A 24289-nucleotide genomic window follows, 5' to 3' on the forward strand; every position below is an offset into this window, starting at 1 on the left:
ATGGAACGGATCGAAGCGGCAGATGATGAGTTGCTGCCGATGATGATGACGTCGGCCGAGGTTGCGCGGGCGTTGAAGGTTGCGCCGTCGACCCTGTGTCGCTGGCGAGCCCGCGGGATCGGACCTCGGGTGTTCTGGCTTGGCGATGCCTCGCCACGCTATCGGCGTACGGACGTCCTGGCCTGGCTGGAACGGGTGGCGTCATGACGATCCGGAAGACACCGAATGGGCGGTGGCGCGCACAGCTGAAGTCGGGTCGGACCCAGATCGCTTCCAAGACCTTCGACACGCGCCGGGAGGCGGTCGGGTGGTTGAACCGGGAGCGAGCGGGCCTCGCGGGTGGTGTGGACCCGCGAGCTGGCCGGGAGTTGGTGAAGCATGCGATGCCCAGGTGGTTGGCCACCCGGAGGGTGACGGTGTCGAAGAATACCCATCGGATTGATGAGGATCTGGTGCGGGTGCTGCCGAAGAGCCTGGCGGCGCGTGAACTCGGAACGGTGTCCGACCGGGAGATTGCCAGATGTTTCGAGTCGTGGCTGGCGGTCGGCCTCTCGGAAAAATCAGCGACCCGTTACCGGGCCAGCCTCTCGGTGTTCTTCGGGTGGTGCGTACGGGAGCGGCTGATTCTGGCCAACCCGGTCATTGGCGTCAGGGTGCCGAAACAATCGGTCGAACCGGTGGAGATGCTGCCGTTCACCGAAGACGAGCTCGAGGCGGCCTATCTGCGCTGGAAGGGCGAGAACGCGCGGCTGGCTGACATCTTGCTCGTCTTGGGTTGGACCGGGTTGCGTTGGAGTGAGGTTCGCGCTGTGACCGTGCGGGACCTGATGCAGGTTCCGACCCCTGGTTTGGTTATCCGGCGGGCAGCTCCGGAGGGCGTCGGCACCAAGTCCACGAAGGGTCGACGGTCGCGACGCGTTCCGCTCGCGGATCGGGTGCTGCCGATCGTCCTCGACCTGGCGGAGGGCCGGAAGCCGAATGATCTGCTGTTCACGACCGACCGTGGTGCGCAGCTGCACAGGACGCCGGTTCTGAGGTCGGTGAATTGGTCCACGACCAGCGATGGGCGCCGTATCCACGATCTGCGGCACACGGCGGCATGCCTTTGGTTGGCCCGAGGTGTCGACCCCGGAACGGTCCAGGCGTGGATGGGCCACGAGTCGATTGCGACCACGAATCTCTACCTGCATTTCCTGGGCACGAGTGCCGATTCCGCGGGCCTTGAGAAGCTCAATTTCCGGCATGGGGTGCGCCCGGGGTGCGCGGAGGAGGTTTGACCTGTCCGATCCTCGCTGCGGGCTTCGAACGGTCTAGGCGGTTTCCCTTGGAGGTAAGGGGTTCCGCCATCCGAGCCACCTGTCGGAATCGAACCGACGACCTATTCATTACGAGTGAATCGCTCTACCGACTGAGCTAAGGTGGCGCGCTGTCCGTCCAGCAATCTGTACGGCAGCGGCAGCCAACTATATCGACGCCGTCGCCACGGCGGAAATCGAGGTTGGCCCTGCGTCAGGGCGGATCCGTCATGGTCGAGCTGGTTCTCGATCAAGCTGCACGGCTAGATTGTCCATCCATGCCCAGCGACACAGACCCCGGTGTTCGAGTGCACGACGAGCCGGCCCGCACGACCGCGGTCCGCAAGGCCAGCACGACCTGGTCGGAGTTTCCGTCGCTGTGGCCGCAACTCTCAGCCGACGTCTGGACCTGTCTGCGGGCGGGCGGAGTCACCCGGGGTTGCCCCAACGTCATGCTCTATCGCGACCGTCCGGACGGCGGTGTGGACGTCGAGATCGGTGTTGAGCTCCGGGTTCCTTGCGAGCTGACCGGAGCGGTTGTCGCATCGACACTTCCCGGCGGCCAGGTCGCCAGTGTCGAACATCGCGGGCCGTGGAGCCGGATGGACCAGGCGTACCAGACCTTCGACGTCTGGCGGGAGGCCAACCACGTGCCGAAACCGACCGTCCACTGGGAGGTCTACGGACCGCACTCAGACGATCCGGCCGAGCTCACCATGACGATCTTCTGGCTGCTGGGCTAACCACAGCGGCTGTTGTCGGGCGTTGTCCCCGCAAAGTAGTCCAAGACCTTCCTCTGCACACAACTGCTCTGGTCGAACGCCAAGTGGCCGTTGCCCTCGAAGGTGATCAGCCGGCTGGATCTCAACGCCTCGTGCATGTGCTCGGCGTACTCGTACGGAGTCGCGGGGTCACCTGTCGTGCCGAGGATGAGGATCGCCGGCCGGCCGGTGTAAACGATCTTGCGATCGGTGTCACCGGTCGATCTGACCGGCCACGTGGCGCAGGTGAAGTCCGGCCCGATGAACGGACCGAAGGTCGCCGCCCGCTTGGCTTCCCGACGCCACCGGGACAGCTCGCCGGCGACACCATGATCACGTTCGTCCAGACACCTGATCGCGGGGAAGGCGGCATTGAACTGCCCGAACTGTCCCGCCCTGTCGCGCTGGTAGTAGGCGTCCGCCCAGGCCAACAGCGACGTGCCGTTGTCGGCATAGATCGCCTTCTCCAGACCGTTGAGCACGGTCGGCCAGCTGCTCTGCGGCGAATACATGGCGAACGTCAGCCCGCTGGTGGCCAACGCCTGAGTCAGGTCGCGCCGTCCGCCCGGAATGGTGTCATGATCAAGTCGCTGCAGGAAGTCGCGAATGGTCGCCTCGACCTGCTCCTGGCTGTCGCCCAGCCGGCAGTCCTGTCGGGCACACCACGTCGCGAAGTTCCCGAGGGTTCGATTGAAGCCGTACGTCTGGCTCACTGTGGGCACGCCGCCGATCGACGTCGCGCCGTCCAACACCATCCGCCCCACCCTCTCGGGAAACAGCGTCGCGTACATTGCGCCGATCGAGGTGCCATAGGAGAAGCCGAAGTAGTTCAGCCGCCTCTGCGTGAGCAGCCTCCGGAGCAGTTCAAGATCATGAACGGTGTCCTCGGTCGAGATGTGTTTGAGGAGTTTGCCGGACCGGGCCAGACAGGTCCGGCCGAAGTCCGTGTTCAGGTCGATCAGTTGTTGGACCTCGGCGGCGTTGTCCGGAGAGTAGTCGGCGGCGACATAACGCTCCATCTGCCGGTTGGTGAAGCACTCCACCGGCGTCGAACGGCCGGTACCGCGGACATCCCAACTGACCAGGTCGTAGGACTGCTGCAGGCCGCGCGGGTCGAAGGAGTCGAGAAAGTCCACGCCGGACGCTCCCGGACCGCCGGGGTTGGTGAACAACACGCCCTCGGCTTCGGACGACGTGCTTGGCAGTCTGGCGACGACCAGGGTGACCGCCTGCCTGCCGGGATGGCGGTAATCCAACGGCGCCAGCACGCTGGCGCACTGTTTCATCTCCGCAGTCTTCGTCGGGCAGGGCCGCCAGTCGACCGATTGATGGGTGTACGCAGCCATTGCGTGGCCCGAAGGCGGGTCGACGAACCCCGGCGGTCGAACTGCGGGTACCGGTTCGATCGGCCGACTGGTCGAGTGTGGGCCGGGATAGTCCTTGCTGTGTGGCGTACCGGGCGCGGCAACGGTGGAGGAACCATGACGGGTCTCGGTCGGACTTGGCAGTTCGCTGTTCGGCCCTCCCCCGGTGCAGCCGGTGATCATCAGCAGCAGGGCGGCCGACGCGTACGCCAGTGCTGCTCGTTGCCGGATCACGCGTCGAGGGTACTTGGCGATCAGCCAAGATCGGGGGTCTATCGCAAGTTGGTCAGCCCTCCGGCTGATCGTCGTTCCGGCTTCGATACGACTTGCGCGGCCCGCACACCGACGCTCGCGAACAGGTCATCACCGCACCGGAATCCCGCATCCGGACCACGACCGAATCCGACGGCACCTGGTGGGCGACGATCACTCCGTCGCCGTCGTCCGTGCTGACCTTCGAACCCACTGCCGGTGTCGTGCGGGCGAACTCGGCGTACAAGGGATGCTCGTACTTCAGGCAGCACATCAGCCGTCCGCAGGCGCCGGAGATCCGTAACGGGTTGGCCGGCAGATCCTGGGCGCGGGCCATCCGCAGGCTGACCGGCTCGAAGTCCTTGAGAAACGTTACACAACACAACTCCCGGCCACAGCTGCCGATCCCGCCGGTGACCCGAGCGGCGTCACGGGAACCCACCTGACGAAGATCGATCCGAGACCTGAGGCTGCGGGCAAGGTCGCCGACCAACAGCCGGAAATCCACCCGATGGGGCGCGGTGAAGTAGATCACCACCAACTTGTCGACGTGGGCTCCGTGATCAAGGTAATCGATCCCGACCACTTTCATCGCAAGATCATGTTTCTTGATCAGTTTCTTCGCGACGATCTTGGCCTCGGCGCGATGCCGCCGGTTCGCGTCGTCCCGGGCAAGATCATCGGGGGACGCCCTGCCGGCGCACACCGGCAGCTCACCGAACTCCTCGTCGACCCACTCCGGCGCCCAGATGCATTCGGCCACCTCAGGTCCGGACTCCGTCGGCACCAGCACCCGGTCGCCCACGGCGTAGGTCTGATCGCCGGCATCGAGGTAGTACAGCCGCCCGTAGCGCTGAAAGCTGACCGCCATGATCCGTGCCATGCCACTGACGTTAGAGCACGACGAGGCCCGGTGCCAGAGAAGCGCACCGGGCCCGTCGATTATGAACTTGTCGATATGAAGTTGTTCCAGCCGACATGCTACCCAAACAGCCGAGGCCCAAGCTGACGGCTGGCGATCAAGCCCGGGTACCGGTCGGAGGTCTCAGAATCGACTCAGAGCTCGATGCTCTGGCCGACCTCGATCAGGTCCGGATTGGAGATCTTCTTGTGGTTGATGCTCCACAGAGCGATCCAGCCGCCCTTGACGTCGTGCTTCGCCGCGATCTTGGACAGCGTGTCGCCGCCCTTGACGGTGACGTGCTTGCCGTTGCCCTTGTAGGCGTGCTTCGGCAGCTGGTAGTGCGGCGCCGGAGCCGAGTAGGTGCCGGTGCTGTGCCGCGGGGTGTAGTTGCTCGACGAGTTGCTGTTGCTCGAGTAGCTCTTGGTCGAGCGGGACGAGCTGAAGTTGTTGGAGGAGCTGTAGCTGCTGGTGGAACCGCCGTTGGAGCGGCTCAGGCCGGCGCGCGGACCGCAGACCGGCCAAGCTCCGGGCCCCTGTCCTGCCAGAACCTTGCGGGCGACCGCCTTCTGCTCCGACACGGAGGCGTTGGCCGGATTGCCGCTGCCACCGTACGCGTTCCAGGTCGACTGGGTGAACTGCAGCCCACCGTAGAAGCCGTTCCCGGTGCTGATGTTCCAGTTACCGCTGCTCTCGCACTGCGCAACCCGGTCCCACACGTCTGCATGCGCCGGGGTTGCGGTCGCCAGGCCGATTCCAGCAGACAGAGCGACAGCCGCTCCTGCACCGAGAACCCGCTTGGTGATCTTGGAGTTGGACAAGTCCTCTTCCCTTTCCTGACCTGCGCCGGCGAGATAAGGCGCACGTCGGACTGTCAGGTGCCCGACGCAGTTGGACGGCGAAGTGGCCTCATACACCGCTTCGACGGCCGAGCCGTATCTCGTGGAACCGCTGTCTGCTCCGCGACCCGGTCGGCTTGCGCCCGGACCGGTCCCCGGTTCGACCCCCTGCGGTCCACCCCCACCTATCCGCCCGGGACTTTCCCGGCATTCGGCCCCGACTTCGGACGGGTCCTGCCAAACGACCCGGCTGCGGTGAGGTTCGGCGCGAACCGGGTACGTACCAGCCACACATCGGATGTGCCTGGCTCACCCCGACCTCCGCGCCATCGGCAGTTGATAACGTTTCGGATACGGAGCAGGTGCCACCGTAGGAACCGGGCGAAGGGCATTGCAAATCCCCAAACATTGGTGGCAGCCCAGATACCGGGTCGACCATCAATGGACCGTGGGTGTCCGATCAGAGCTCCGATAATTCCGGCTCAGTTCTTAATCAAGAGCAGGCGTGGCGGACCAGCTCCGCTCAGACAGCCCTTGTTGAGGAAAAAGAAACCATTCAGCCCTCAACCAGCCCGATCATCATCGCCTCGACCGCCAGCAGCGGCGCCACGTTGTTCTCCAACGCCTCCCGGCAGCCGAGCAGGGCGTCGATCCTGCGCAGGGTCGACTCGGGCGACGATCGGCGCGCATGCCGACCGATCCGCTCGCTGAGTTCGCTGTTGACGAGGTCAGCGGCGCTCCCGGTCTGCACACTGAGCACATCCCGGTAGAAACCGGTCAGCTCGGTCAGCGCCCGGTCGATCGCATCCCGCTGCAGGCGCTTGGCTCGCGCCCTCTGCTGGTCGTTCAGATCCTTCAGTGCCGCCTGCGCCTGGCGCGGCTTGGCGCCCTTGGTTCCGAACCCCAATGCCTGTTCGAGTTCCGACCTCTCACGGGCATCGAGCTCGGCGGTCATCGAGTCCGCCTCGGCGGTGGCCGAGGCGATCAGGTCGGCGGCTGCCTCCAGGCATCCTCCCAGCCCGGTCAGCCGGTCGGGGATCTGCAACACCTGGTCCCGCCGCTCACGAGCGTCCGCGCTGCGCGCCAGCGCCCTTGCCCGTCCGATGTGCCCCTGGGACGCGCGAGCGGCGTAGTCGGCCAACTGCTGTTCGATGCCGTCCCGTGACTGCAAGAGGCCGGCCACCGCGGCCACCGTCGGCGTGTGCAACTGCAGCGACCGACAGCGGGACCGGATGGTGACCACGACATCGTCGGCGGTCGGTGCACACAGGATCCAGACGGTCCTCGGCGCCGGCTCCTCGATGCTCTTGAGCAGAGCATCGGCACCTCGCTCGGTGACCCGATCGGCGTCCTCCACCACCAGCACCTGACGACGGCCGAGCGTAGGACTCATGGCGGCGCGCCGAACCAGCTCACGCACCTCGTCCACGCCGATCGACAACTGCTCGGTGCGTACCAGAGTCACATCCGGGTGTGCTCCGGACACTGCCGTACGACATTCCTGACAGTGACCACAGCCACCGTCCGGGCACTGCAGTGCGGCGGCGAAGGCACGGGCGGCATTCGACCGGCCGGATCCGGGCGGGCCGGTGATCAGCCAGGCATGCGACATCGCGTGGGAGCCGCCGGCGACGGCGCGCCGCAGCACGGAGACCGGCTGCTCCTGTCCGACCAGGTCGGCCCAGACTCCGGTGAGCACGGACTGCGCGGTCCCGGAGCTGTCGGTCACCGATGTCATGCCTCGATTCTGCCCGTCCGTACCCACAGCGGGCCAATGAGCAGTGCTCTGCGGGCATCTCTTGGCGCTACCCCGCCGGGTCACCAACTCCCCCGGCCCCTACTCACTCGACGACGCACCACTTCCGCGACGACGCACCAGTTCCTCGACGGCGCACCAATTCCTCGGTCCCGCACCCTTTCGTCGGCGGCGCACCACTTCCCCGACGACGCACCAGTTCCTCGACGGCGCACCAATTCCTCAGTCCCGCACCCTTTCGTCGACGGCGCACCGGCTGCAGTGGGTGCGCCGCCGACCAACCGGTGCGGCGACGACCAACGGGTGCGGCGACGACCAACCGGTGCGGCGACGACCAACGGGTGCGCCGCCGACCAACCGGTGCGGCGCCGACCGACCGGTGCGGCGACGACCAACCGGTGCGCGAACGACCAACCGGTGCGGCGACGGTAGACCAGACCGCAAGACGCCGCACGAACCGCTCCCTGCCGCGCGACACGCCGCAAAGATGGGGGATTATGTGACCCCTCGGCGGGATCGGGGTGCCCATTCGTGTGTCGGACAGGAGCTGAACATGGCGGACAAGTCGCACCGCATCGCGGTCATACCGGGCGACGGGATCGGGCGGGAGGTCGTACCGGAGGGTCTGCGGAGCATACGGCGGGCGGCAGAACTCTTCGGGATCGGCCTGGAGTTCGAGGAGTTCGACTTCGCCTCGGTCGACTACTGGCAACAGCACGGCGCGATGCTCCCCGACGACTGGTTCGAGGTGCTGCGCGCCTTCGACGCCATCTTCTTCGGCGCGGTCGGCTGGCCCGAGGTGGTGCCGGACCACATCTCACTCTGGGGATCGTTGATCCAGTTCCGGCGCCGGTTCGACCAGTACGTCAACCTCCGACCGGTACGCCTGCTGCCGGGAGTACCGGCGCCGTTGGCCGGCCGTGCGCCCGGCGACATCGACTTCGTCGTCGTACGGGAGAACACCGAGGGCGAGTACTCCAGCATCGGCGGTCGGATCTTCGACGGCACCGATCGGGAGACCGTGATCCAGGAGACGGTGATGACCCGAACCGGAGTCGACCGGATCGTCGACTTCGCCTTCCGGCTCGCGCAACGGCGGAACGAGCACCTGACCTCTGCCACGAAGTCGAACGGGATCTCGGTGACCATGCCCTATTGGGACGAGCGGGTGGCCGCCGTCGGGGCAGGCTTCCCCGACATCCGGGTGGACAAGTTCCACATCGACATCCTCGCCGCCCATTTCGTCCTGCATCCGGATTGGTTCGACGTGGTGGTCGCCTCGAACCTGTTCGGCGACATTCTTTCCGATCTTGGTCCGGCCTGCACCGGGACCATCGGGGTGGCGCCGAGCGCGAACATCAACCCCTCCGGAGAGTTCCCGTCCTTGTTCGAACCGGTGCACGGCTCGGCCCCCGACATCGCCGGTCGCGGGATCGCGGATCCGATCGGGCAGATCTGGGCCGGCGCGTTGATGCTTGATCATCTCGGATATCCGGAAGCAGGCGATGCGGTCGTGGCCGCCTTCGAACGCGTACTGGGTGATGGCCGGATCCGGACACCTGATCTTGGTGGAACTGCGTCCTGCAGTGATCTTGGCACGGCGATCGCCGACGCGATCACGCGCTAGCGACAGCCGAACCCCTTCAGGACAACAGGAGACCTGCACTCACCGTTCGTGACCGGCAATGCCGAGCAGCTTGGCCTCCCGCTCGACGAGAGCGGCGTACAAGTGATCGGCGGGCTCGAACGTGCCGACGAAATGCCCACCCAGCTCGAGGGTGATCACGCCGATGATCCGGGAGAACGCACTGATCGCGGCGAGCATCGTCGGCTCGTCGACATCCAGCTCGAGACCGGTTGCGGCGGTGGTCAGCTGACCGCGCAACTCGCGGCCGATCGTCAGGTCGCCGGCCGGCTCGGAGTCCAGGCTGATGATCGAGAGGGCACGGTAGACGCGGGCTGCCGGGGCGACGGTGGTCTGGGGGGCGTGATAGCCGGGGATGCTGGTGCCGAAGATCAATCCGAAGCGATGCGGCTGCTCGCTGGCCCAGCTCCGCAGTGCGAGGCAGGTCTCCCGCCACCGGCGCACCGGCGTTCGCCGATCGCGCTCGGCTGCGGCGTCCAGCACATCGGCAAGATCGTTGTACGCGTCGATGATCAGCGCGGTGATCAATTCGTCGCGGCTGGCGAAGTACCGGTAGATCGCGCTGGACACCAGATTGAGCTCGCGGGCGATCGCCCGGAGCGACAGTTCCCCGCCCCGGTCTCGGCGAGCTGGCCGAGCGCCAGCGTCTTGATCCGGCGAAGGGTCTCCTCGCGGGCGAGTTGGCGCGGCGTCTGTCCGGGCATGGCCCCATCATGACGAAAGCGAGCACTAAACACAACTGTGAGCAACGCTCTTGCAATCTACCGGCCAGGTGGTCATACTGATGGGGAACGACAGAGAGCAGTGCTCACATTTATGGAGGAATGATGTCCACGATCACCAGGGGCGCCCCGGTCGCCACACCGTCAGCCCCGCACACCCAAGGCCTGCTGGAGGGTGCTGGCCCTGATCGCTGCCGGTATCGCCTTCGCGGTGTATCCGATTCTGCGCGGGTCGGCTGTCGAGACGGGGTTCAGCGCGGCCGAGTTGTATGCCCGGCCGGCGTGGCTGCTGGCCCACAGCCTCGGCATGATTGGCTTCATCGCGTCGGCCTGGGGGCTGCTGGCGGTCGATCGGTGGGCCGGTCGGCTCGCCTTCGGTGGAACGCTGCTGGTGTTGCCCTACTACGGGGCCGAGGCATTCGGGTTGAACGCGATCGGCCGGTTGGCCGTGCAGCTCCACGATCCGTCCGGCGTGGCGGCGGCCGACATGTTCCGCTACCAGCCCGTCGCAATGACAGCGTTCGCTGCCGGCCTGTTGCTGGTCGCGGCGGCCGGCGTACGCCTGCTCCTGCTGCTCCGCCACCGCCCGATGTTCCTTCGGGTCGGACTGACAATCACAGGGCTCGGGCTACTCACCTACCTGCCACAGTTCTTCGTTCCGATCGAGGGCCGGATCGCCGACGGCATCGTGCTCGGTATCGGACTGGTGCTGCTGGCCATGGCCACGGCAAACCGGCAGAACCCGGGCCGCTGAGCTTCCAAGCCTTTCCCGGCCGGCGACACGCCGCACAAATCAAGGATTTACTGACCCCTCGGCAGGAGGGGGGTGATCCGGGCGCGGACGGCGGCGGCGATCGCGTCGCGGGACTGGCGGGCAGGCAAGACCAGGTAGTGCTCGGGGTCACGGGCGGCGAGCCGGCGGAAGTGGTCGCGTACGGTCCGGTGGAAGTCGTCGCCGGCGGCTTCGATCCGGTCGCGGTCGGCGATACCGCCCATCAGCTCGGCCGGATCGCCGTCGAGCAGGACCGTCAGATCCGGTCGCAGGTCGTCGGTCGCCCACCGGGCGATGTGCTCCACCTCGTCCAGGTCGAGCACCCGGCCCGCACCCTGGTAGGCCAGCATCGAGTCCACGTACCGGTCGCAGACCACGACCGCGCCGCGGGCCAGGGCCGGACGGACGACCGTGGCCAGGTGGTGGGCCTTGTCGGCGGCGTACAGCAGCGATTCGGCCTTGGGCGCGAGATCACCCGTCGACGGGTCCAGCACGATGCTGCGGATCTGCTTGCCGACCGCTGAGTCACCGGGTTCGAAGGTGCGCAGGAATGCCCGCCCGGTCTCGGCCAACCAGTCGCACAGCAGCCCGACCTGGGTGGACTTGCCGGCTCCCTCGCCGCCTTCGAACACGACGAACAGTCCGTCGGTCTGCTGATCGTTCACGAGACCTTCCCGGACTTGGACACCTTCGCCCAGGCTTCGAAGAAGCCCTCCCGGGCGGCCGCCTGGCGCTGCCGATGCCGTTGGTGGGCACGGCCCAACTCGAATGCCTCGGATGGTGCGGCGAACCTGGCCTGCCGCTGTGCCTCGTCGGCAGCCTCGGCCTCGGCCGTTGCCTCAGTCAGCAGTTCGATCACCCGGCGCAGCTTCCGGGCCGCTCGGCGGTCCTTCTTGGCCACCACGATCCTGGCCAGGCTGTCGATCCGGCCGACCTCCTCAGCGCTCAGCGCGGCCGTCGTCCAGTCCACGGGCTGCGAGCGGGACTCGAGACCCGCGGCGTCCTTGACCAGCTTGTGTACCGCCTCGGACAGCAGGCCGGTCAGCGTCTCGGCGGCCGGCAGGTCGGCAACATCCGTGTCGACCCGTGGCCCTCGGACGGCGCTGACCAGGAGGTCGAGCAGTCGCAGATACCGCTCCCGGCGGAGCACCGAACGGACCCGCTCGTCATTGACCCCAGCTCCGTCCAGCGCAGACAGCAGCCAATCGAGTTCCTCGTCCAGGTCGGCCAGCCAGTCCGGTTCGAGTGCTGCAGACATCCCGTTGAGGTCTCCCCGCAAGCCGGCGGCGACGGACCGTACGCGGCCGACCGCCTCGGCCCCTTCGGCCCGGGCGGTCAGATCGGCGATGATCAACTCGCGCAGCCGCCCGGCGAGCACGGCCTCGACGAAACTCTCGAAACTCGACCGCTCGGTGATCGGCCGCGGCTCCGGATAGTCGGTCAGTCCGGTCGCCGGTGTGCCGAGCCGGGTTGCCAGGTTGGGGAACCCGTCCACCTGCGTCCCCCCAGCGTCGACCAACACGCCGGTCAACCAGGACCGCTGCTTCGTGGTGAGTCCGCCTACGGGATCAATCGTCGTCTCCCGGTATCGCGCCGTCGTCACCCCGCCGCGTCGAACGGTGACCCGATCATCCTGCAGCCGGCCAAGCGGCTCCGTCCCTTCAGCGGCGCGGAGCTCGAAGGTCTGCCGCTCGACGCTGATCGCGGCCACCGGTCCGAGCGCACCACGCCGCCGGAACGGCATGACCAGATCGGCGATGTCCGAGGGCAGGTCGCCCACCGCGAACGGTTCGATGCGTTCCGCAGGCAGCAACGGCTGCCAGTCCGGTGCCCGCAGATACCAGTCGCCGCGGCCCTCGATCACCCGGTGTGCCAGCTCGACACCCGAACGGATCAGTCGATGATCGGCGACATCGAGCACCGTCACCTCGGCCGTGAAAGTGGTCTCACGACCGGACAGCGCAACCACTCGCGCCAATCCGATCCCGGGGTTGTCCAGCCGGGTCGGGTCCGCAGTGAACGGCAGGTCGAACAACAGCGGCGAACCGGCCGCCCGCGTCTTGGTCACCTGCGTACCGTGCGTTCGGGGCCGCTGTTGATCATGACGAGCTCGAGCTCCCGGCCTGCTTCGCCGTCGTCTTCTTCGCTGCCGTCCTCTTGGCCGGCGATTTCTTGGCCGCGGTCTTCTTGCTTGTGGTCTTCTTGGTTGTGGACTTCTTGGCCGTGGTCTTCTTCGCAGTGGTCTTCTTCGCCGTACGCTTCTTCGGCGCGGGCCCCTTGGCACGCTTCTCCGCCAGCAACTCCGCCGCACGTTCGGCAGTGATCGTTTCGATCTCGTCACCGCGTCGCAGGGTGGCGTTGTACTCACCATCGGTGACGTACGCGCCGAACCGGCCATCCTTGATCACCATCGGCTTGCCGCTGACCGGATCGTCGCCCAGCTCCTTCAACGGCGGCTTGGCCGCGGCACGTCCGCGTTGCTTGGGCTGGGCGTAGATCTTCTCGGCTTCGTCGAGGGTGATCTCGAAGATCTGCTCCTCGCTGTCCAGTGACCGGGAATCACTGCCCTTCTTCAGGTACGGCCCGTACCTGCCGTTCTGTGCGGTGATCTCGACGCCGTCCTCGCCCACCCCGACGATCCGCGGCAGGCTCATCAGCTGCAGCGCCTGATCCAGGGTGACCGAGTCGATGCTCATCGACTTGAACAGCGATCCGGTGCGCGGCTTGGCACCCTTGGGCGCATCGTCGTCCAGCGCCTCGGTGACATAGGGGCCGAACCGGCCGTTCTTGGCGACGATCTTGTTGCCGGTCTCCGGGTCGGTGCCGAGTTCACGCTCCTCACCCATCGGCTTGCTGAGCAGCTCCTTGGCCAGGTCGAGGGTCAGCTCGTCCGGAGCAAGATCATCGGGAACAGAGGCCCGACGTCCGTCCGAGTCCTCGACATAGGTGCCGTAGCGGCCGACGCGCGCAACCACCCCGGAGTCGAGATCACCGATCTCGAAGGTCGACAGCGCCCGGGCATCGATGTCGCCGAGCTCGGTGACCAGCTTGTGCAGCCCTTCCTGATCACCTTCGCCGTAATAGAACTCGTTCAGCACGGCGAGCCGACCAAGATCACCGTCGGCGATCTTGTCCAGGTCCTCCTCCATCTCGGCGGTGAACTGGTAGTCGACCAGACGCGGGAAGTGCTTCTCGAGCAGGTTCGTCACCGCGAACGCCAGCCACGTGGGAACCAGCGCGGATCCCTTCTTGAACACATAATCGCGGCTGGTGATGGTGCGAATGATGGTCGCGTAGGTCGATGGCCGGCCGATGTTCAGCTCTTCGAGCTTGGCCACCAGGGACGGCTCGGTGTAGCGGGCCGGCGGCTTGGTCTCGTGGCCGGAGGCGGTGATCTCCTCCGGACGCAGCGACTGGCCCTCGCTCAGATTCGGCAGCCGGGTCTGTTGATCATCGGCTGCCACCGTGTCGTCGTCACGGGACTCGACGTAGGCCTTGAGGAAGCCGTGGAAGGTGATCGTCCGGCCGGACGCAACGAAGGTCGCGTCCTCCCCCTGCGTCGAGTGGGCGTTGATCTTGACCGTGACGGTGTTGCCCTCGGCGTCGCGCATCTGGGAGGCGACGGTGCGCTTCCAGATCATGTCGTACAGCCGGAACTGATCACCGGTCAGTCCGGTCTGGGCCGGTGTACGGAAAGTCTCGCCGGACGGCCGGATCGCCTCGTGTGCTTCCTGCGCACCCTTGACCTTGCTGGCGTACACCCGGGGCTGGTCGGGCAGATACCGGTCGCCGAACAGCCGACGCACCTGATCCCGGGAAGCCGAGATCGCCGAGACCGACAGGGTGATCGAGTCGGTACGCATATAGGTGATGTAGCCGCCCTCGTAGAGGTCCTGAGCGACCGACATCGTCCGCTGCGCTGTGAAGCCGAGCTTGCGCCCCGCCTCCTGCTGCAGCGTCGTCGTGCGGAACGGCGGGTAGGGGCTGCGCCGGTAGGGGCGGGATTCGACGCTGGTCACCGAGAACTGCGCGACGCGCATCCGGGCGGCGAGTTCCTGTGCCGCACCCTGGTCAAGATGCAGCAGTTGATCACCGGACTGCTTGAGGTTGCCGCGGTCGTCGAAGTCCCGACCCTGCGCGACCCGAGCCGCGCCGACATGGGTCAGCCGGGCGGGGAACAGTGGCGGGTTGGCCTGTTCGCCGGCGTCGAGCGTTGCGTCGAGATCCCAATAGCCCGCGCTGCGGAAGGCGATCCGCTCCCGCTCCCGGTCGACGACCAACCGGGTGGCCACCGACTGCACGCGGCCGGCCGACAGCCGCGGCATCACCTTGCGCCAGAGCACCGGCGAGACCTCGTAGCCGTACAGCCGGTCGAGGATCCGGCGCGCCTGGTAGGCGTCGACCTTGTCCTCGTCGAGCCCGCGCGGATTCTGCAGCGCCTCGTTGATCGCCGTCCGGGTGATCTCGTGGAAGACCATTCGGCGGACCGGGACCTTGGGCTTGAGCTCCTCCAGGAGGTGCCAGGCGATCGCCTCGCCCTCGCGATCGTCATCGGTGGCCAGCAGCAGTTCGTCGGCTCCGGCGAGCGCCTGCCTCAGTTGCTTGATCGTCTGTCGCTTGTCGGAGGAGACGACGTACATCGGCTCGAATCCGTTGTCGATGTCGATTCCGGTGCGGGCCCATTTCTCGCCCTTGTACTTGGCCGGAACCTCCGAGGCGCCGGTCGGCAGGTCCCGGACATGGCCGCGCGAGGACTCGACGACGTACCCGTCGCCGAGGTACCCGGCGATCGTCTTCACCTTGGTCGGCGACTCGACGATCACCAGACGGTGTCCGGACCCGTTGCTTGCCACTCCTGGCCTTCCTTACTGCCTGCTGCTCAGAACTGCCTGCTGCTGAGAGGTTCGATTGTCAACTACTTTGATCGTCAACCACTTCGTCGACGGTTACGTCAACTGCTTCCGGGGCACTGCGCCCAGCGCCAGCCGGTCCACCCGAACGTGTCCATATATAAGGGGTGCTGCCAAATTCCTGCGAATCCGAGCAGTCCGGACAGGTCGGCAACTCTACGCCGTCATCAGATTGTCCACGATCAGCGACCTGACGTGGCGGAGTATCTCATTGCCGAGGTCGGCGACGTCGACGCGGAGGATGCCGGCCACCGCGTCGACGATCTGCTCAAGCGTCAGCTCACCGTCGCAGGCACCGAGTACGGCCGCCAGTGCCGTGTCCGCGCGGACCGCGCGCCGGAACCCCCGCTGCTGCCGGAAGACGATGACCGCCGGGTCCTCCGCGCCCGGCGGGCCGACGGTCTCCTGGGTGATGTCTTCGGCCAGTTTCCAGCGGGTCGCCAGCACGTCGGCGTCGCTGAGACGCTCGCTCAGGTTCACAGCATCGATCCGGTCCGCCCAGGCCGGCCCGATCGGCTGTTCCACCGGGTGCGGCCAGTCCTCGATTGTCACGACCGGTACGTCGCGGCCCGCATCGGTCAGCGTGAACCAGCCCATGCCGACCGACTCGATGCCCAGCTCATCGAAATAGTCACACCACTGCCGGTAGGCCTCCCGATACGGCGAGGGGTCAGATATTCCCCAATCTGCACGGCGTGTCGTCGAAGGCTCTCCCAGGAGACCGGCATCGGCGAGCCAGATCTCGATGTATTCGTACGCGTCCAACACCTCGCGGCGCAGGATGTGGGCGTCGCAGCCGGTCCCGCGAATCCATCCGGCGAGCCGGTCCTGCCAATCCTGACCGTGGAGCTGCGCCCAGTTGCCCAGCACCTGCAGGCTGCCCCCGGGATTCAGGCGCCGGGCGCCGTCGACGATCACCTGCCGGACCAGATCGTCTGCGACGAGGCCTGCCTCGCGATAGGTGAGCCGGCGGTCGGCGTCCGACGGCGGGGACATCACGTACGGCGGGTTGGTGACGATCAGGTCGAACCTCTGGTCGCCGACCGGCCCATACAGACTGCCCTCCCGTACGTCGACCCTGTCAACGCCGTTGAGTCGCATGGTCGCCCTGGCCATGGCCAGGGCCCGGTGGTTCACGTCGGTGGCGACCACGCGGTCGGCGTGCCGGGCCAGGTGCAGGCTCTGCACGCCGCAACCGGTGCCGAGATCGAGCGCCGACGCGACCGGTCGGCGGATCGTCATCTCTGCCAGGGTCATCGAGGCCGGGGAGACGCCGAGCACGAAATCGGGCGGAACCGGGGTCATCGGGCCATCGAGGCCCGGCGTGAGGTCGGAGAAGATCCAGCCGCCGGCACCGTCGTCGCTGGCGTACGGCCGCAGGTCGATCCGCGCGCGGACCCGGTCATGATCGACTTCCAGGACTCGGCCAGTGATCAACTTCTCGGCCAGGCCGGGCACCGCGCGTTCCAGATCCTCTCTGTCCACCGGTTGTTGCAGCGGCCACAGCCTGGCCAGCGTTGCGGTTGGATCGTCGATGCCGCGCAGGGCGCGGAGCGCCGGAGTGGTGTTGTTCCGACCGAGCGCGGCGTGTTCGTGCTCGCCGACCAGGTCGATGATCCGGTCGACGGTGTAGTCGATCTCCGCCAGCCGCGACCGCAGCCGGTCAAAATCGTCGTCGGACAGACCGGAGCCGTCGTCGCCAGGATTGTCATCGCCGAGACGGAGCACCCGGACATCGTGCCACGGGTTCGCCGCGCTCCCCGGTCGGTGCCCGCTGCGCCGCCGGGTCAGCGCAGGACTGCGGCCAGCACATCCACCAGGCGATCGACGTCGGCCTGGTTGTTGAAGCCGTGCACAGAGACCCTGATCGCCGTACCGCGGACGCTGACGTACACCCGTTCCGCGGCCAGTGCGGCTGCCACGGCCTGCGGATCCGGCGCGTCGTCGGGCAATCGGAGACCGATCAGGTGCGGCGACCGGGTCGAGGCGTCCGGTGCTTCCAGACCGAGTGGCGCGACGCGTTCGACCAGCCGGGTCGTCAGGTCCCCAGCGTGCCGGGCGATGCGCTCCGGGCTGCAACGGTTGATCAACTCCAGCGACGCCACACTGGCCGCGACGTTGGCGAAGTTCGACACCTCGCCACTGTCGTAGCGGCGGGCGCCCGGCTGGTAGTCGTCGGTGTAGTCGACCAGCCCGGTGAAGTTCTCGCTGCCGTCGCGGGTGATCCAGCTCAGTTCGATCGGTGTCCGATCGCGCAGCGGCGGCGCAACCCACAGGAAGGCCCCGCCGTACGCCCCGAGCAACCACTTGTAGAGCGCGCCGACCACGACATCCGGCCGGATCTCGGTGTGCGCAAACGGAACCGCGCCCAACGACTGGGTGACGTCGACGACCAGCGCCGCGCCGACGGCCCGGCAGGCCTCACCGACCCGCACCAGATCGATGGTGCTGCCGTCGGTCCAGTGGCACCCCTCGACTGCGACGACAGCCGTGCGCTCGTCGATCACCTCCAGCAGCGCCGGGGTCCAACCGGCGGCGGACTTGCCGACCGTGATCACCCGGGCATCGTTGGCGGCGGCCACCGCACGCCAGCTGTAGACGTTGGACGGGAACTGGTCGCCGAGCAGCACGATGGTCGATCGTGGGCGGACCGGCAGGTTCGCGGCGGCGGTGGCGATCCCGTAGCTGACCGAACCGACGATCGCCACACCGTCGGGGTCGCCGTCGAGCAGGTCGGCGATGGAGCTGCGCAGCCGGGCGACCGGCGCGAAGAAGTCGTCGACGGTGATCGTCCACGGACGACTCTTCGCCGCCAGTGCAGTCGTGCCGGCGGCCACCGCCGAGGTGGGCAGCGGTCCCATGTACGCCGTGTTCAAGTAGGCATCATCGTCAGCCAGGTGGAACTGGTCACGGATGTCCACCGGATCAGGCATCGGGCCGCCGGAGATGGTCAGTGCGACAGGTCGACGACGGCAACCGGTCGGTCCGCCTCGTGCAACACCTGCCGGCTCACCGATCCGAGGAGGAGCCGCTTGACGAACCCCTTGCCGTGCGAGCCGACAACGATGAGTTGAGCGTCCTTGGACTGGGTCAGGATGGCATCGGCCGGGGAGTCCTCCACCGTCACCTTCACCACCTCGACGGATGCCGTCTCCGGCGTCCTGGCCTGCTCCAGGGCCGTGTTGAGGATCCTCTCGGCCTCCGCGGCCTCCGATTTCCGCAGTTCGACCACCAGCTCCGGCTCGATCGGGATGGCGATCGCCGGCGTGCGATAGGCGCTGACCGCCCGCACCGTGGTCTCCCGGGCCGCCGCCTGGGTGAGGGCGAAGGCCAGCGCCGCAGTGCCGAACTCGGAATCGTCGACTCCGACCACGATCGGTCCGCTGGTCGGGCGTTGTTCGTCCTCGCTGATCACGAATACCGGGCAGGATGCCTCGGTCGCCAGTCGGCTGCTGACCGAGCCGAGGAAGGCGCTCTTGACCGCGCCCAGACCGCGTCGGCCGACGACGATCGCGGCCGCATCCTCCGACGCGTTGATCAGCACCCAGGTCGGCGTGCCGATGACTGAGTTGGTGGTGCAGACAAGATCAGGATGTCTCTGGTTCACCGTCGTGACTGCGGCCGACAGCAGTTCATCGGCGTAATGCTGCAGCGCCTCGATCTGTGGGCCGGCGATCGTGACGCCGTAGAAGTCGACATCGGTCGGCAACGCGATGGCATAGATGATCTCGAGTTCTGTGCCGTGCAGCTCCGCCTCATCGGCGGCGAACTCGACTGCCCGTTCGCTGATCGCCGAACCGTCGATACCGACCACGATCTTGTTGCTCATGCACTCTCCTCGTCCGAGGCCTGATCAGCCGACACAGAGCCTACGCCGCAGCCCGCCGGTGTGCACGGGAGCTCTCACCGCGGTCGTTGCCGGAGCTGATCGTGCCGGCTGCCGATGGGGATGATCAACGGTGTGTGCGCCACCGGGTCCTCGATCACCGTGCACGACAGACCGAACACCTCGGCGACAAGTTCCGGGGTGATCACCGCGGCGGGCGCACCCTCGGCCACGATGCTGCCGTACCGCATGGCGATCAGATGATCGGCGTACCGGCAGGCCAGGTTGAGGTCGTGCATGACGACCACGATCGTCGTCCCCCGGCTGTGATTCAGCTCGGCGAGCAGGTCCAGCACCTCGATCTGGTGGGCCAGGTCGAGGTAGGTGGTCGGCTCGTCCAGCAGCAACACATCTGTCTCCTGGGCCAGGGCCATCGCGATCCATACCCGCTGCCGTTGCCCTCCGCTCATGTCTTCGATCGGCCGGTCGGCAAGCGACAATGTGTCGGTCGCCCGAAGTGCCTCGGTGACCGCGTGATCGTCGGCTGCCCGCCACTGCCGGAACCAGCCCTGATGTGGGTAGCGCCCGCGACCGACAAGATCGGCGACGGTGATGCCGTCCGGCGCGGTCGGCGACTGGGGCAGCAGGCCGACGATCCGGGCAAGTTCCTTGCTCGGCATGGCGTGGACGCTCCGCCCGTCCAACAACACCTGGCCGGAGATCGGCGCCAGCAGTCGGGCGATCCCGCGCAACAACGTCGACTTGCCGCTGCCGTTGGCGCCGATGATCACCGACAGTTGACCGGTAGGAATCTGCACCGACAGCGAAGAGACGATCACCCGGTCGCCGTAGCCAAGACTGAGATCGGCCGTGCGCAGCTCGTGCATCGTGGCGGTCGCCGCGGATGACTCGGTCGACCTGCCCGGCGTCCTTCCGGTCGCGGGTCCGGTGGCGGGTCCGGTCGCGGGTCCGGTCGGTGTCATGGTTACCCTCCGGTTCCGTGCTGATTGGTTCTGATCAGCAGCACGATCAAGTACGGGGCGCCGATCACCGCCGTCAGGATTCCGACCGGCAGTGGTATCGGCAGGAGATGTTGGGCCGCGAGATCGGCGGCGCTGACGACAACCGCGCCGACGAGTCCGGCCGGAATGAGTGCAGTGCCGGTTCCCCCGGTCAGCCGACGTGAGATCGGTCCGGACACGAAGGCCACGAAACCGACCGGGCCGGCAGCCGCGGTGGCGATGGCTGCCAGCGCGACGGCGAGCAAGATCAACAACAGCCGGGACCGCTGCACCGACACGCCGATCGCGGCAGCGGTGTCGTCGCTCAGTTGCAGTCCGCCGAGCCAGCGTCCGGCGATCACCGACAGCGGGATGATCACCAATGACAGGGCGGCCAGGGTGAGCATTCCGGGGGTCGATGCGTCGTTCAGGCTGCCGGTCAGCCACACGAGTACCGACTGCGCCTCCTGGATCTGTGCCCGGGTCATCAGATAATTGATCACCGCAATCATCACCGCCGCCAACCCGATCCCGATCAGGACGAAGCGGTAACCGGACAGGCCGTTGCGGTACGCCAGGAGATAGATGGCACAGGCAATCACCAGGGCGCCGGTGAACGCGAACGCGGACACGGCCACACCGCTCAGGCCGAGGATGAGGATGGCGAACACTGCGGCCGCGCTGGCGCCGGCACTGACTCCGATGATGTCCGGAGTGGCCAACGGGTTCCTGATCATCGATTGGAAGATCGCACCGGAGATGCCGAAGCACAGGCCGACGAGGATACCGGTGATCACCCGCGGTAGTCGCAGGTCGTAGACGACGAAGTTGTTCGCAGCCGTACCGCGGGCGGTCAGGGTACGGAACAGGTCACTGAGGCTGAGCGGAAAATCGCCGATGGTCATCCCGAGCACGAACACCGCCAGCAGCGCGATCGACAACGCAGCGGTGACGATCATCGTCCTGCGGCGCGACCGATGGCGTACCGACCGGACGATCACCGCATCCCGGCTGAGCGCGGTCACAGTTCGGACAGCTTCTTGCGGCGTACCAGGGCGATGAAGACCGGAGCGCCGATCACTGCGGTGACGATCGCCACCTGGATCTCCCCCGGCCGGGCGATCACTCGGCCGACGATGTCGGATCCGAGCAACAGGATCGGCGCGAGCAGCATCGAGTACGGCAGCGTCCAGCGGTAGTCCGGCCCGGTGATCAATCGCGCCACGTGCGGAATGGTCAGGCCGATGAAACCGATCGGTCCGGCGGCCGCAGTGGCGGCGCCACAGAGCAACACGACGACCGCCGCCGACACGCCTCTGGCCAACCCGACGTGCGCGCCGAGGCCGCGGGCAAGATCATCACCCAATGACAGCGCGTTCAACCAGCGGCCGAGGAACAACGCGAGAACAGAGCCGACCAGGAGGAACGGCGCGACCCGCCCGACCTCGCCGAGGTCCCGCCCGGAGAGCGCACCGACCTGCCAGAAGCGGAACTCATCGAAGGTGCCCTGATGCAGCAGGAGCAGGGCCTGGGTGATCGCGGCGAACACCGCGGTCAGCGCTGCCCCGGCCAGAGCAAGCTTGATCGGCGTCGCACCCTCCCGGCCGAAGGCGGCGATGGCATACACCAGAACGGCTCCGAGTGCCGCCCCGCCGAATGCGAACCAGATGTAGCCGGAGGTGGAACCCACACCGAGGAAGGTGATCGCCAGCACCACCGACAGCGCGGCACCGGAGTTGACGCCGAGGATGCCGGGGTCGGCGAGCGGATTGCGGGTGACGCCCTGCATGACGCAGCCGGCCAGGCCGAGCGCCGCCCCGACCAGCAGCCCGACGAGAGTTCGTGGTACCCGCAGCGTCATGACCACCAGCCGATCGGTGTCATCGGCATAGCGATCCGGCAGCCCGGCCATCACACTGTGTCCCGACATCGCGTGCCAGAGGTTGAACTCTCCGACGGTGTCCAGCACGACCCGCGTGCTGATGGTCCGGGCCCCAACCGCGAGACTGAGCATGGACAGCAGGATCAGCGCACCCACGCAAAGCAACAGTCCGGGGAGCAGTCGGGTTGTGACCCGCGTGCGGCGGCCGGACGATGCGACCGGTCGGACGCGCTCGGGCGTGCCGGTCGCAGGGCTCATAAGGCGAGCCTAACTTCGACCGTCGGGTTGCCGGAAACCCGGGCCGTTCGGTCGACAGCGGGCCGGGTAGCTTGGAAGGGTGCCGGTGTCACCGTTGAACGTGCTGGGCGCCAAGTTGGTGCACGCGGTCACCGACCGCCTCGCCGGTGACGGGGCGGTCATCACCCATGCGGTTGACGACGACGAGCCCTGGTTGCCGCTGGATTCTCCCGTGCGAAAGGTGCACGGAGACGTCGCCATGCTGATCGGCGGCCTGCGCGCACTGCTGTTGCAGTCCCTGCATCCGGCGGCGATGCAGGCCGTTCATGATCATTCGGGCTACCGTTCCGATCCGTGGGGTCGGCTGCGGCGGACCGCGGCCTTCATCGACGCCACCACGTACGGTTCGGTCGAGCAGGCTCGGGAACGGATCGACCGAGTCCGGCGGATCCACCAGCAGGTGACCGGCACGATGCCTGACCACACCGGGTATGCAGCATCAGATCCGGAGCTGCTGTTGTGGATCCACGTCGCCGAGATGGACAGCTTCCTGGCGGCCAATCGGGCCTACGCGATCCGGCCGCTCCCCGAATCCGAGGTCGATCGCTACGTGGCTGACATGGCGATCACTGCCACGGCACTCGGCGTGACGGACCCGCCGCTCACCCATGATCGACTGCGGGAGCAACTGGAGCAATTTCGACCACTGCTGCGCGGCACCGCGCCGGCCAGGGCGGCTGCCCAGTTCTGCCTGTGGAATCCGCCGTTGACCGGGCCGGAACGCGCCGGCTATCGGGTGCTGGCACTCGGCGCGCTGGCGATCCTGCCGGCCTGGGCCCGGGCGGAGCTCGGTGTGCCGACGTCGACGATCATCGACCGCGCAGTGCTACGGCCAAGCACGCGCGCGCTGCTGATCATCCTCGACCGGGCGTTCGAAGCCGAAATGGGCCGGCGTCCATCCGAGCCTCATCCGCGGGCCGGATAGCCGGCGGGAGCGGTCTGCGGCTGTCGCCGCTGGTAGGTCCGCTGCAGCCGCACGCGTCTGGCCTGCCACAGAATCACGGCGATGCAGATGCCGTTGACGATCAACGTTGCCAGCGGAGCGATCGGACTGCCGACGGTGTTGGAGCTGACGAACGCCTGATCCCACCCGCCGAAGAGCAAGGTGGCGATCATCAAGGTGACGTTGTTGGAGGCATGCAGGGCAACAGACGACTCCAGGCCGCCGGTGCGCCAGGCCACGAAACACGATGCCAGCGCGAAGATCGCCAGGTCGGCGAACACCCAGGGGTCGAAACTGCCGTGGGCCAGCGCGAACACGATCACCGACGGGATCATCGCAGCGACCAGCGCGACCTTCGGACGGCCGAACCAGGAACCGACGTTCTGCAGCACCAGGCCGCGGAATGCGTACTCCTCGCCTGCCGACTGGAACGGGATGCCGATGATCACCATGATCAACAAGATGACCCAGTGCTGGGGACGCGGCCCGATCTCCTGGCCGAACGCTACCTGGAGGACGACGAAGATCACGAAGATCGGCACGGTGATCACCAGGCAACGGGCGAACCAGCGCCAACGGAAGCGGCCCGCGACCGAGGACAGATAGCCCGGCCGGACGCCGTTGACGATCCAGTTGGCCAGCATCGCCGAGGGGATCAAGGAGACCAGGCTGATGATCACCACTGCGAAGGTCAGTGGAGCCATCGGGCTGGTCGTGGAGATCCGACGGACCACGTCGGACACCGGAGTCCCGGTGGCGACCAGCACTCCACCGACCACCAGTCCGGTGATCACCTGCACCGCGACCGCCAGTGCCGCGCAGAGCAGCACGGTGACCAGTGGTCGCCACCAGCGGTGTCGGGGGCCGCGCAGCATGTGCTGGTACTCGACCGGTGCGGTCGGCATCGGATCGGGTTGCCGTGCCCACGCGGGGACGGGATAGCCCGGCGGGAAGCCGGCCTGCGGATAACTGCCCGGCGGGCTTCCTGGTGGGAGGTTGCCCGGTGGAAAGCCCGACGGGCCGTACGGGGCCGGTTGGCCTCCGGCAGGAGGCTGGACCGGCGGCTGGTACGGCCTGTCGGGCTGCGTCATAGCTGCGATTGTGTCAGTCGGGGACAAACGCC

At 67.0% G+C, this 24289-nt stretch carries 21 protein-coding genes and 1 tRNA gene; 6 read left to right on the plus strand and 16 right to left on the minus strand.

The annotated features are described in order from the left end of the window. Together GJV80_RS15320 and GJV80_RS15325 are read left to right on the plus strand one after the other, a co-directional pair. The gene (locus GJV80_RS15320) at positions 1 to 207 is read left to right on the plus strand and encodes an AlpA family transcriptional regulator (RefSeq protein WP_230207733.1); all 207 of its coding nucleotides are present in this window, start codon (positions 1 to 3) and stop codon (positions 205 to 207) included. A gap of 203 nt (positions 208 to 410) precedes the next feature. Continuing rightward, a complete protein-coding gene (locus GJV80_RS15325) occupies positions 411 to 1277 on the plus strand; it encodes a tyrosine-type recombinase/integrase (protein WP_230207734.1) in 867 nt (288 codons plus the stop codon). Between the two features lie 73 nt (positions 1278 to 1350). Here the strand turns inward: GJV80_RS15325 and GJV80_RS15330 are convergent. After that, positions 1351 to 1423 (minus strand) — tRNA-Thr (locus GJV80_RS15330). Positions 1424 to 1573: 150 nt separating this feature from the next. On the opposite strand from GJV80_RS15330, the gene GJV80_RS15335 reads away from it, so the two are divergent. Next, positions 1574 to 2038: a GyrI-like domain-containing protein gene (locus GJV80_RS15335; protein ID WP_195908954.1), complete on the plus strand. Its 465-nt coding sequence runs from the start codon at positions 1574 to 1576 to the stop codon at positions 2036 to 2038. Here GJV80_RS15335 and GJV80_RS15340 read toward each other — a convergent pair. From GJV80_RS15340 to GJV80_RS15355, 4 genes are all read right to left on the minus strand, one after another. Further along, a complete protein-coding gene (locus GJV80_RS15340) occupies positions 2035 to 3654 on the minus strand; it encodes an alpha/beta fold hydrolase (protein ID WP_154688644.1) in 1620 nt (539 codons plus the stop codon). The two genes, GJV80_RS15335 and GJV80_RS15340, sit on opposite strands and share 4 nt — an antisense overlap. A gap of 52 nt (positions 3655 to 3706) precedes the next feature. Beyond that, positions 3707 to 4555: a regulatory iron-sulfur-containing complex subunit RicT gene (locus tag GJV80_RS15345; protein ID WP_154688645.1), complete on the minus strand. Its 849-nt coding sequence runs from the start codon at positions 4553 to 4555 to the stop codon at positions 3707 to 3709. A gap of 173 nt (positions 4556 to 4728) precedes the next feature. Continuing rightward, a complete protein-coding gene (locus GJV80_RS24740) occupies positions 4729 to 5394 on the minus strand; it encodes a transglycosylase family protein (RefSeq protein WP_154688646.1) in 666 nt (221 codons plus the stop codon). Positions 5395 to 5968: 574 nt separating this feature from the next. Further along, complete coding sequence (locus GJV80_RS15355; RefSeq protein WP_154688647.1) at positions 5969 to 7150, minus strand: DNA polymerase III subunit delta'; 1182 nt, start codon at positions 7148 to 7150, stop codon at positions 5969 to 5971. A 571-nt stretch (positions 7151 to 7721) separates the two neighbouring features. Between GJV80_RS15355 and GJV80_RS15360 the strand changes: the two genes are divergently transcribed. Beyond that, complete coding sequence (locus GJV80_RS15360; protein ID WP_154688648.1) at positions 7722 to 8795, plus strand: tartrate dehydrogenase; 1074 nt, start codon at positions 7722 to 7724, stop codon at positions 8793 to 8795. A 39-nt stretch (positions 8796 to 8834) separates the two neighbouring features. Here GJV80_RS15360 and GJV80_RS15365 read toward each other — a convergent pair whose 3' ends face one another. Then, the gene (locus GJV80_RS15365) at positions 8835 to 9419 is read right to left on the minus strand and encodes a TetR/AcrR family transcriptional regulator (protein WP_154688649.1); all 585 of its coding nucleotides are present in this window, start codon (positions 9417 to 9419) and stop codon (positions 8835 to 8837) included. A gap of 291 nt (positions 9420 to 9710) precedes the next feature. Between GJV80_RS15365 and GJV80_RS15370 the strand changes: the two genes are divergently transcribed. Further along, positions 9711 to 10289, plus strand: a complete 579-nt coding sequence (locus GJV80_RS15370) for a hypothetical protein (RefSeq protein ID WP_154688650.1) — start codon at positions 9711 to 9713, stop codon at positions 10287 to 10289. 47 nt (positions 10290 to 10336) lie between these two features. On the opposite strand, the gene tmk is transcribed toward GJV80_RS15370, so the two are convergent. The 9 genes from tmk to GJV80_RS15415 all read right to left on the minus strand — a co-directional run bounded on the left by tmk (position 10337) and on the right by GJV80_RS15415 (position 22184). Beyond that, positions 10337 to 10972 (minus strand): dTMP kinase, encoded by a 636-nt coding sequence (tmk, locus tag GJV80_RS15375; RefSeq protein WP_154688651.1) that lies wholly within the window; start codon positions 10970 to 10972, stop codon positions 10337 to 10339. Next, positions 10969 to 12375 (minus strand): hypothetical protein, encoded by a 1407-nt coding sequence (locus tag GJV80_RS15380; protein ID WP_154688652.1) that lies wholly within the window; start codon positions 12373 to 12375, stop codon positions 10969 to 10971. Before GJV80_RS15380 ends, tmk begins: the two co-directional genes overlap by 4 nt. Positions 12376 to 12406: 31 nt before the next feature. Next, positions 12407 to 15160 carry a type I DNA topoisomerase gene (gene topA, locus GJV80_RS15385; protein WP_154688653.1) on the minus strand — a complete coding sequence of 918 codons (2754 nt, stop codon included), beginning with the start codon at positions 15158 to 15160 and terminating at the stop codon, positions 12407 to 12409. 213 nt (positions 15161 to 15373) lie between these two features. Beyond that, positions 15374 to 16945, minus strand: coding sequence for a methyltransferase (locus GJV80_RS15390; RefSeq protein ID WP_230207735.1), 1572 nt, complete (start codon positions 16943 to 16945; stop codon positions 15374 to 15376). Between the two features lie 59 nt (positions 16946 to 17004). Beyond that, a complete protein-coding gene (locus tag GJV80_RS15395; protein ID WP_154688654.1) occupies positions 17005 to 18150 on the minus strand; it encodes an aminotransferase class V-fold PLP-dependent enzyme in 1146 nt (381 codons plus the stop codon). A 17-nt stretch (positions 18151 to 18167) separates the two neighbouring features. Continuing rightward, positions 18168 to 19046 (minus strand): universal stress protein, encoded by an 879-nt coding sequence (locus GJV80_RS15400; RefSeq protein ID WP_154688655.1) that lies wholly within the window; start codon positions 19044 to 19046, stop codon positions 18168 to 18170. Positions 19047 to 19120: 74 nt separating this feature from the next. Beyond that, positions 19121 to 19930 carry an ABC transporter ATP-binding protein gene (locus GJV80_RS15405; RefSeq protein ID WP_154690302.1) on the minus strand — a complete coding sequence of 270 codons (810 nt, stop codon included), beginning with the start codon at positions 19928 to 19930 and terminating at the stop codon, positions 19121 to 19123. 98 nt (positions 19931 to 20028) lie between these two features. Further along, positions 20029 to 21069, minus strand: coding sequence for an iron chelate uptake ABC transporter family permease subunit (locus GJV80_RS15410; protein ID WP_230207736.1), 1041 nt, complete (start codon positions 21067 to 21069; stop codon positions 20029 to 20031). Beyond that, positions 21066 to 22184, minus strand: a complete 1119-nt coding sequence (locus GJV80_RS15415) for an iron ABC transporter permease (protein ID WP_154688656.1) — start codon at positions 22182 to 22184, stop codon at positions 21066 to 21068. The genes GJV80_RS15410 and GJV80_RS15415 overlap by 4 nt, the downstream gene beginning before the upstream one ends. A gap of 79 nt (positions 22185 to 22263) precedes the next feature. Between GJV80_RS15415 and GJV80_RS15420 the strand changes: the two genes are divergently transcribed. Continuing rightward, positions 22264 to 23148, plus strand: coding sequence for an oxygenase MpaB family protein (locus GJV80_RS15420; protein WP_154688657.1), 885 nt, complete (start codon positions 22264 to 22266; stop codon positions 23146 to 23148). Here GJV80_RS15420 and GJV80_RS15425 read toward each other — a convergent pair. Further along, the gene (locus GJV80_RS15425) at positions 23130 to 24257 is read right to left on the minus strand and encodes a CPBP family intramembrane glutamic endopeptidase (protein ID WP_195908956.1); all 1128 of its coding nucleotides are present in this window, start codon (positions 24255 to 24257) and stop codon (positions 23130 to 23132) included. The two genes, GJV80_RS15420 and GJV80_RS15425, sit on opposite strands and share 19 nt — an antisense overlap. Positions 24258 to 24289 lie beyond the last annotated feature (32 nt).

This window comes from Microlunatus sp. Gsoil 973, from assembly GCF_009707365.1.
Taxonomy (GTDB): Bacteria; Actinomycetota; Actinomycetes; order Propionibacteriales; family Propionibacteriaceae; genus Microlunatus.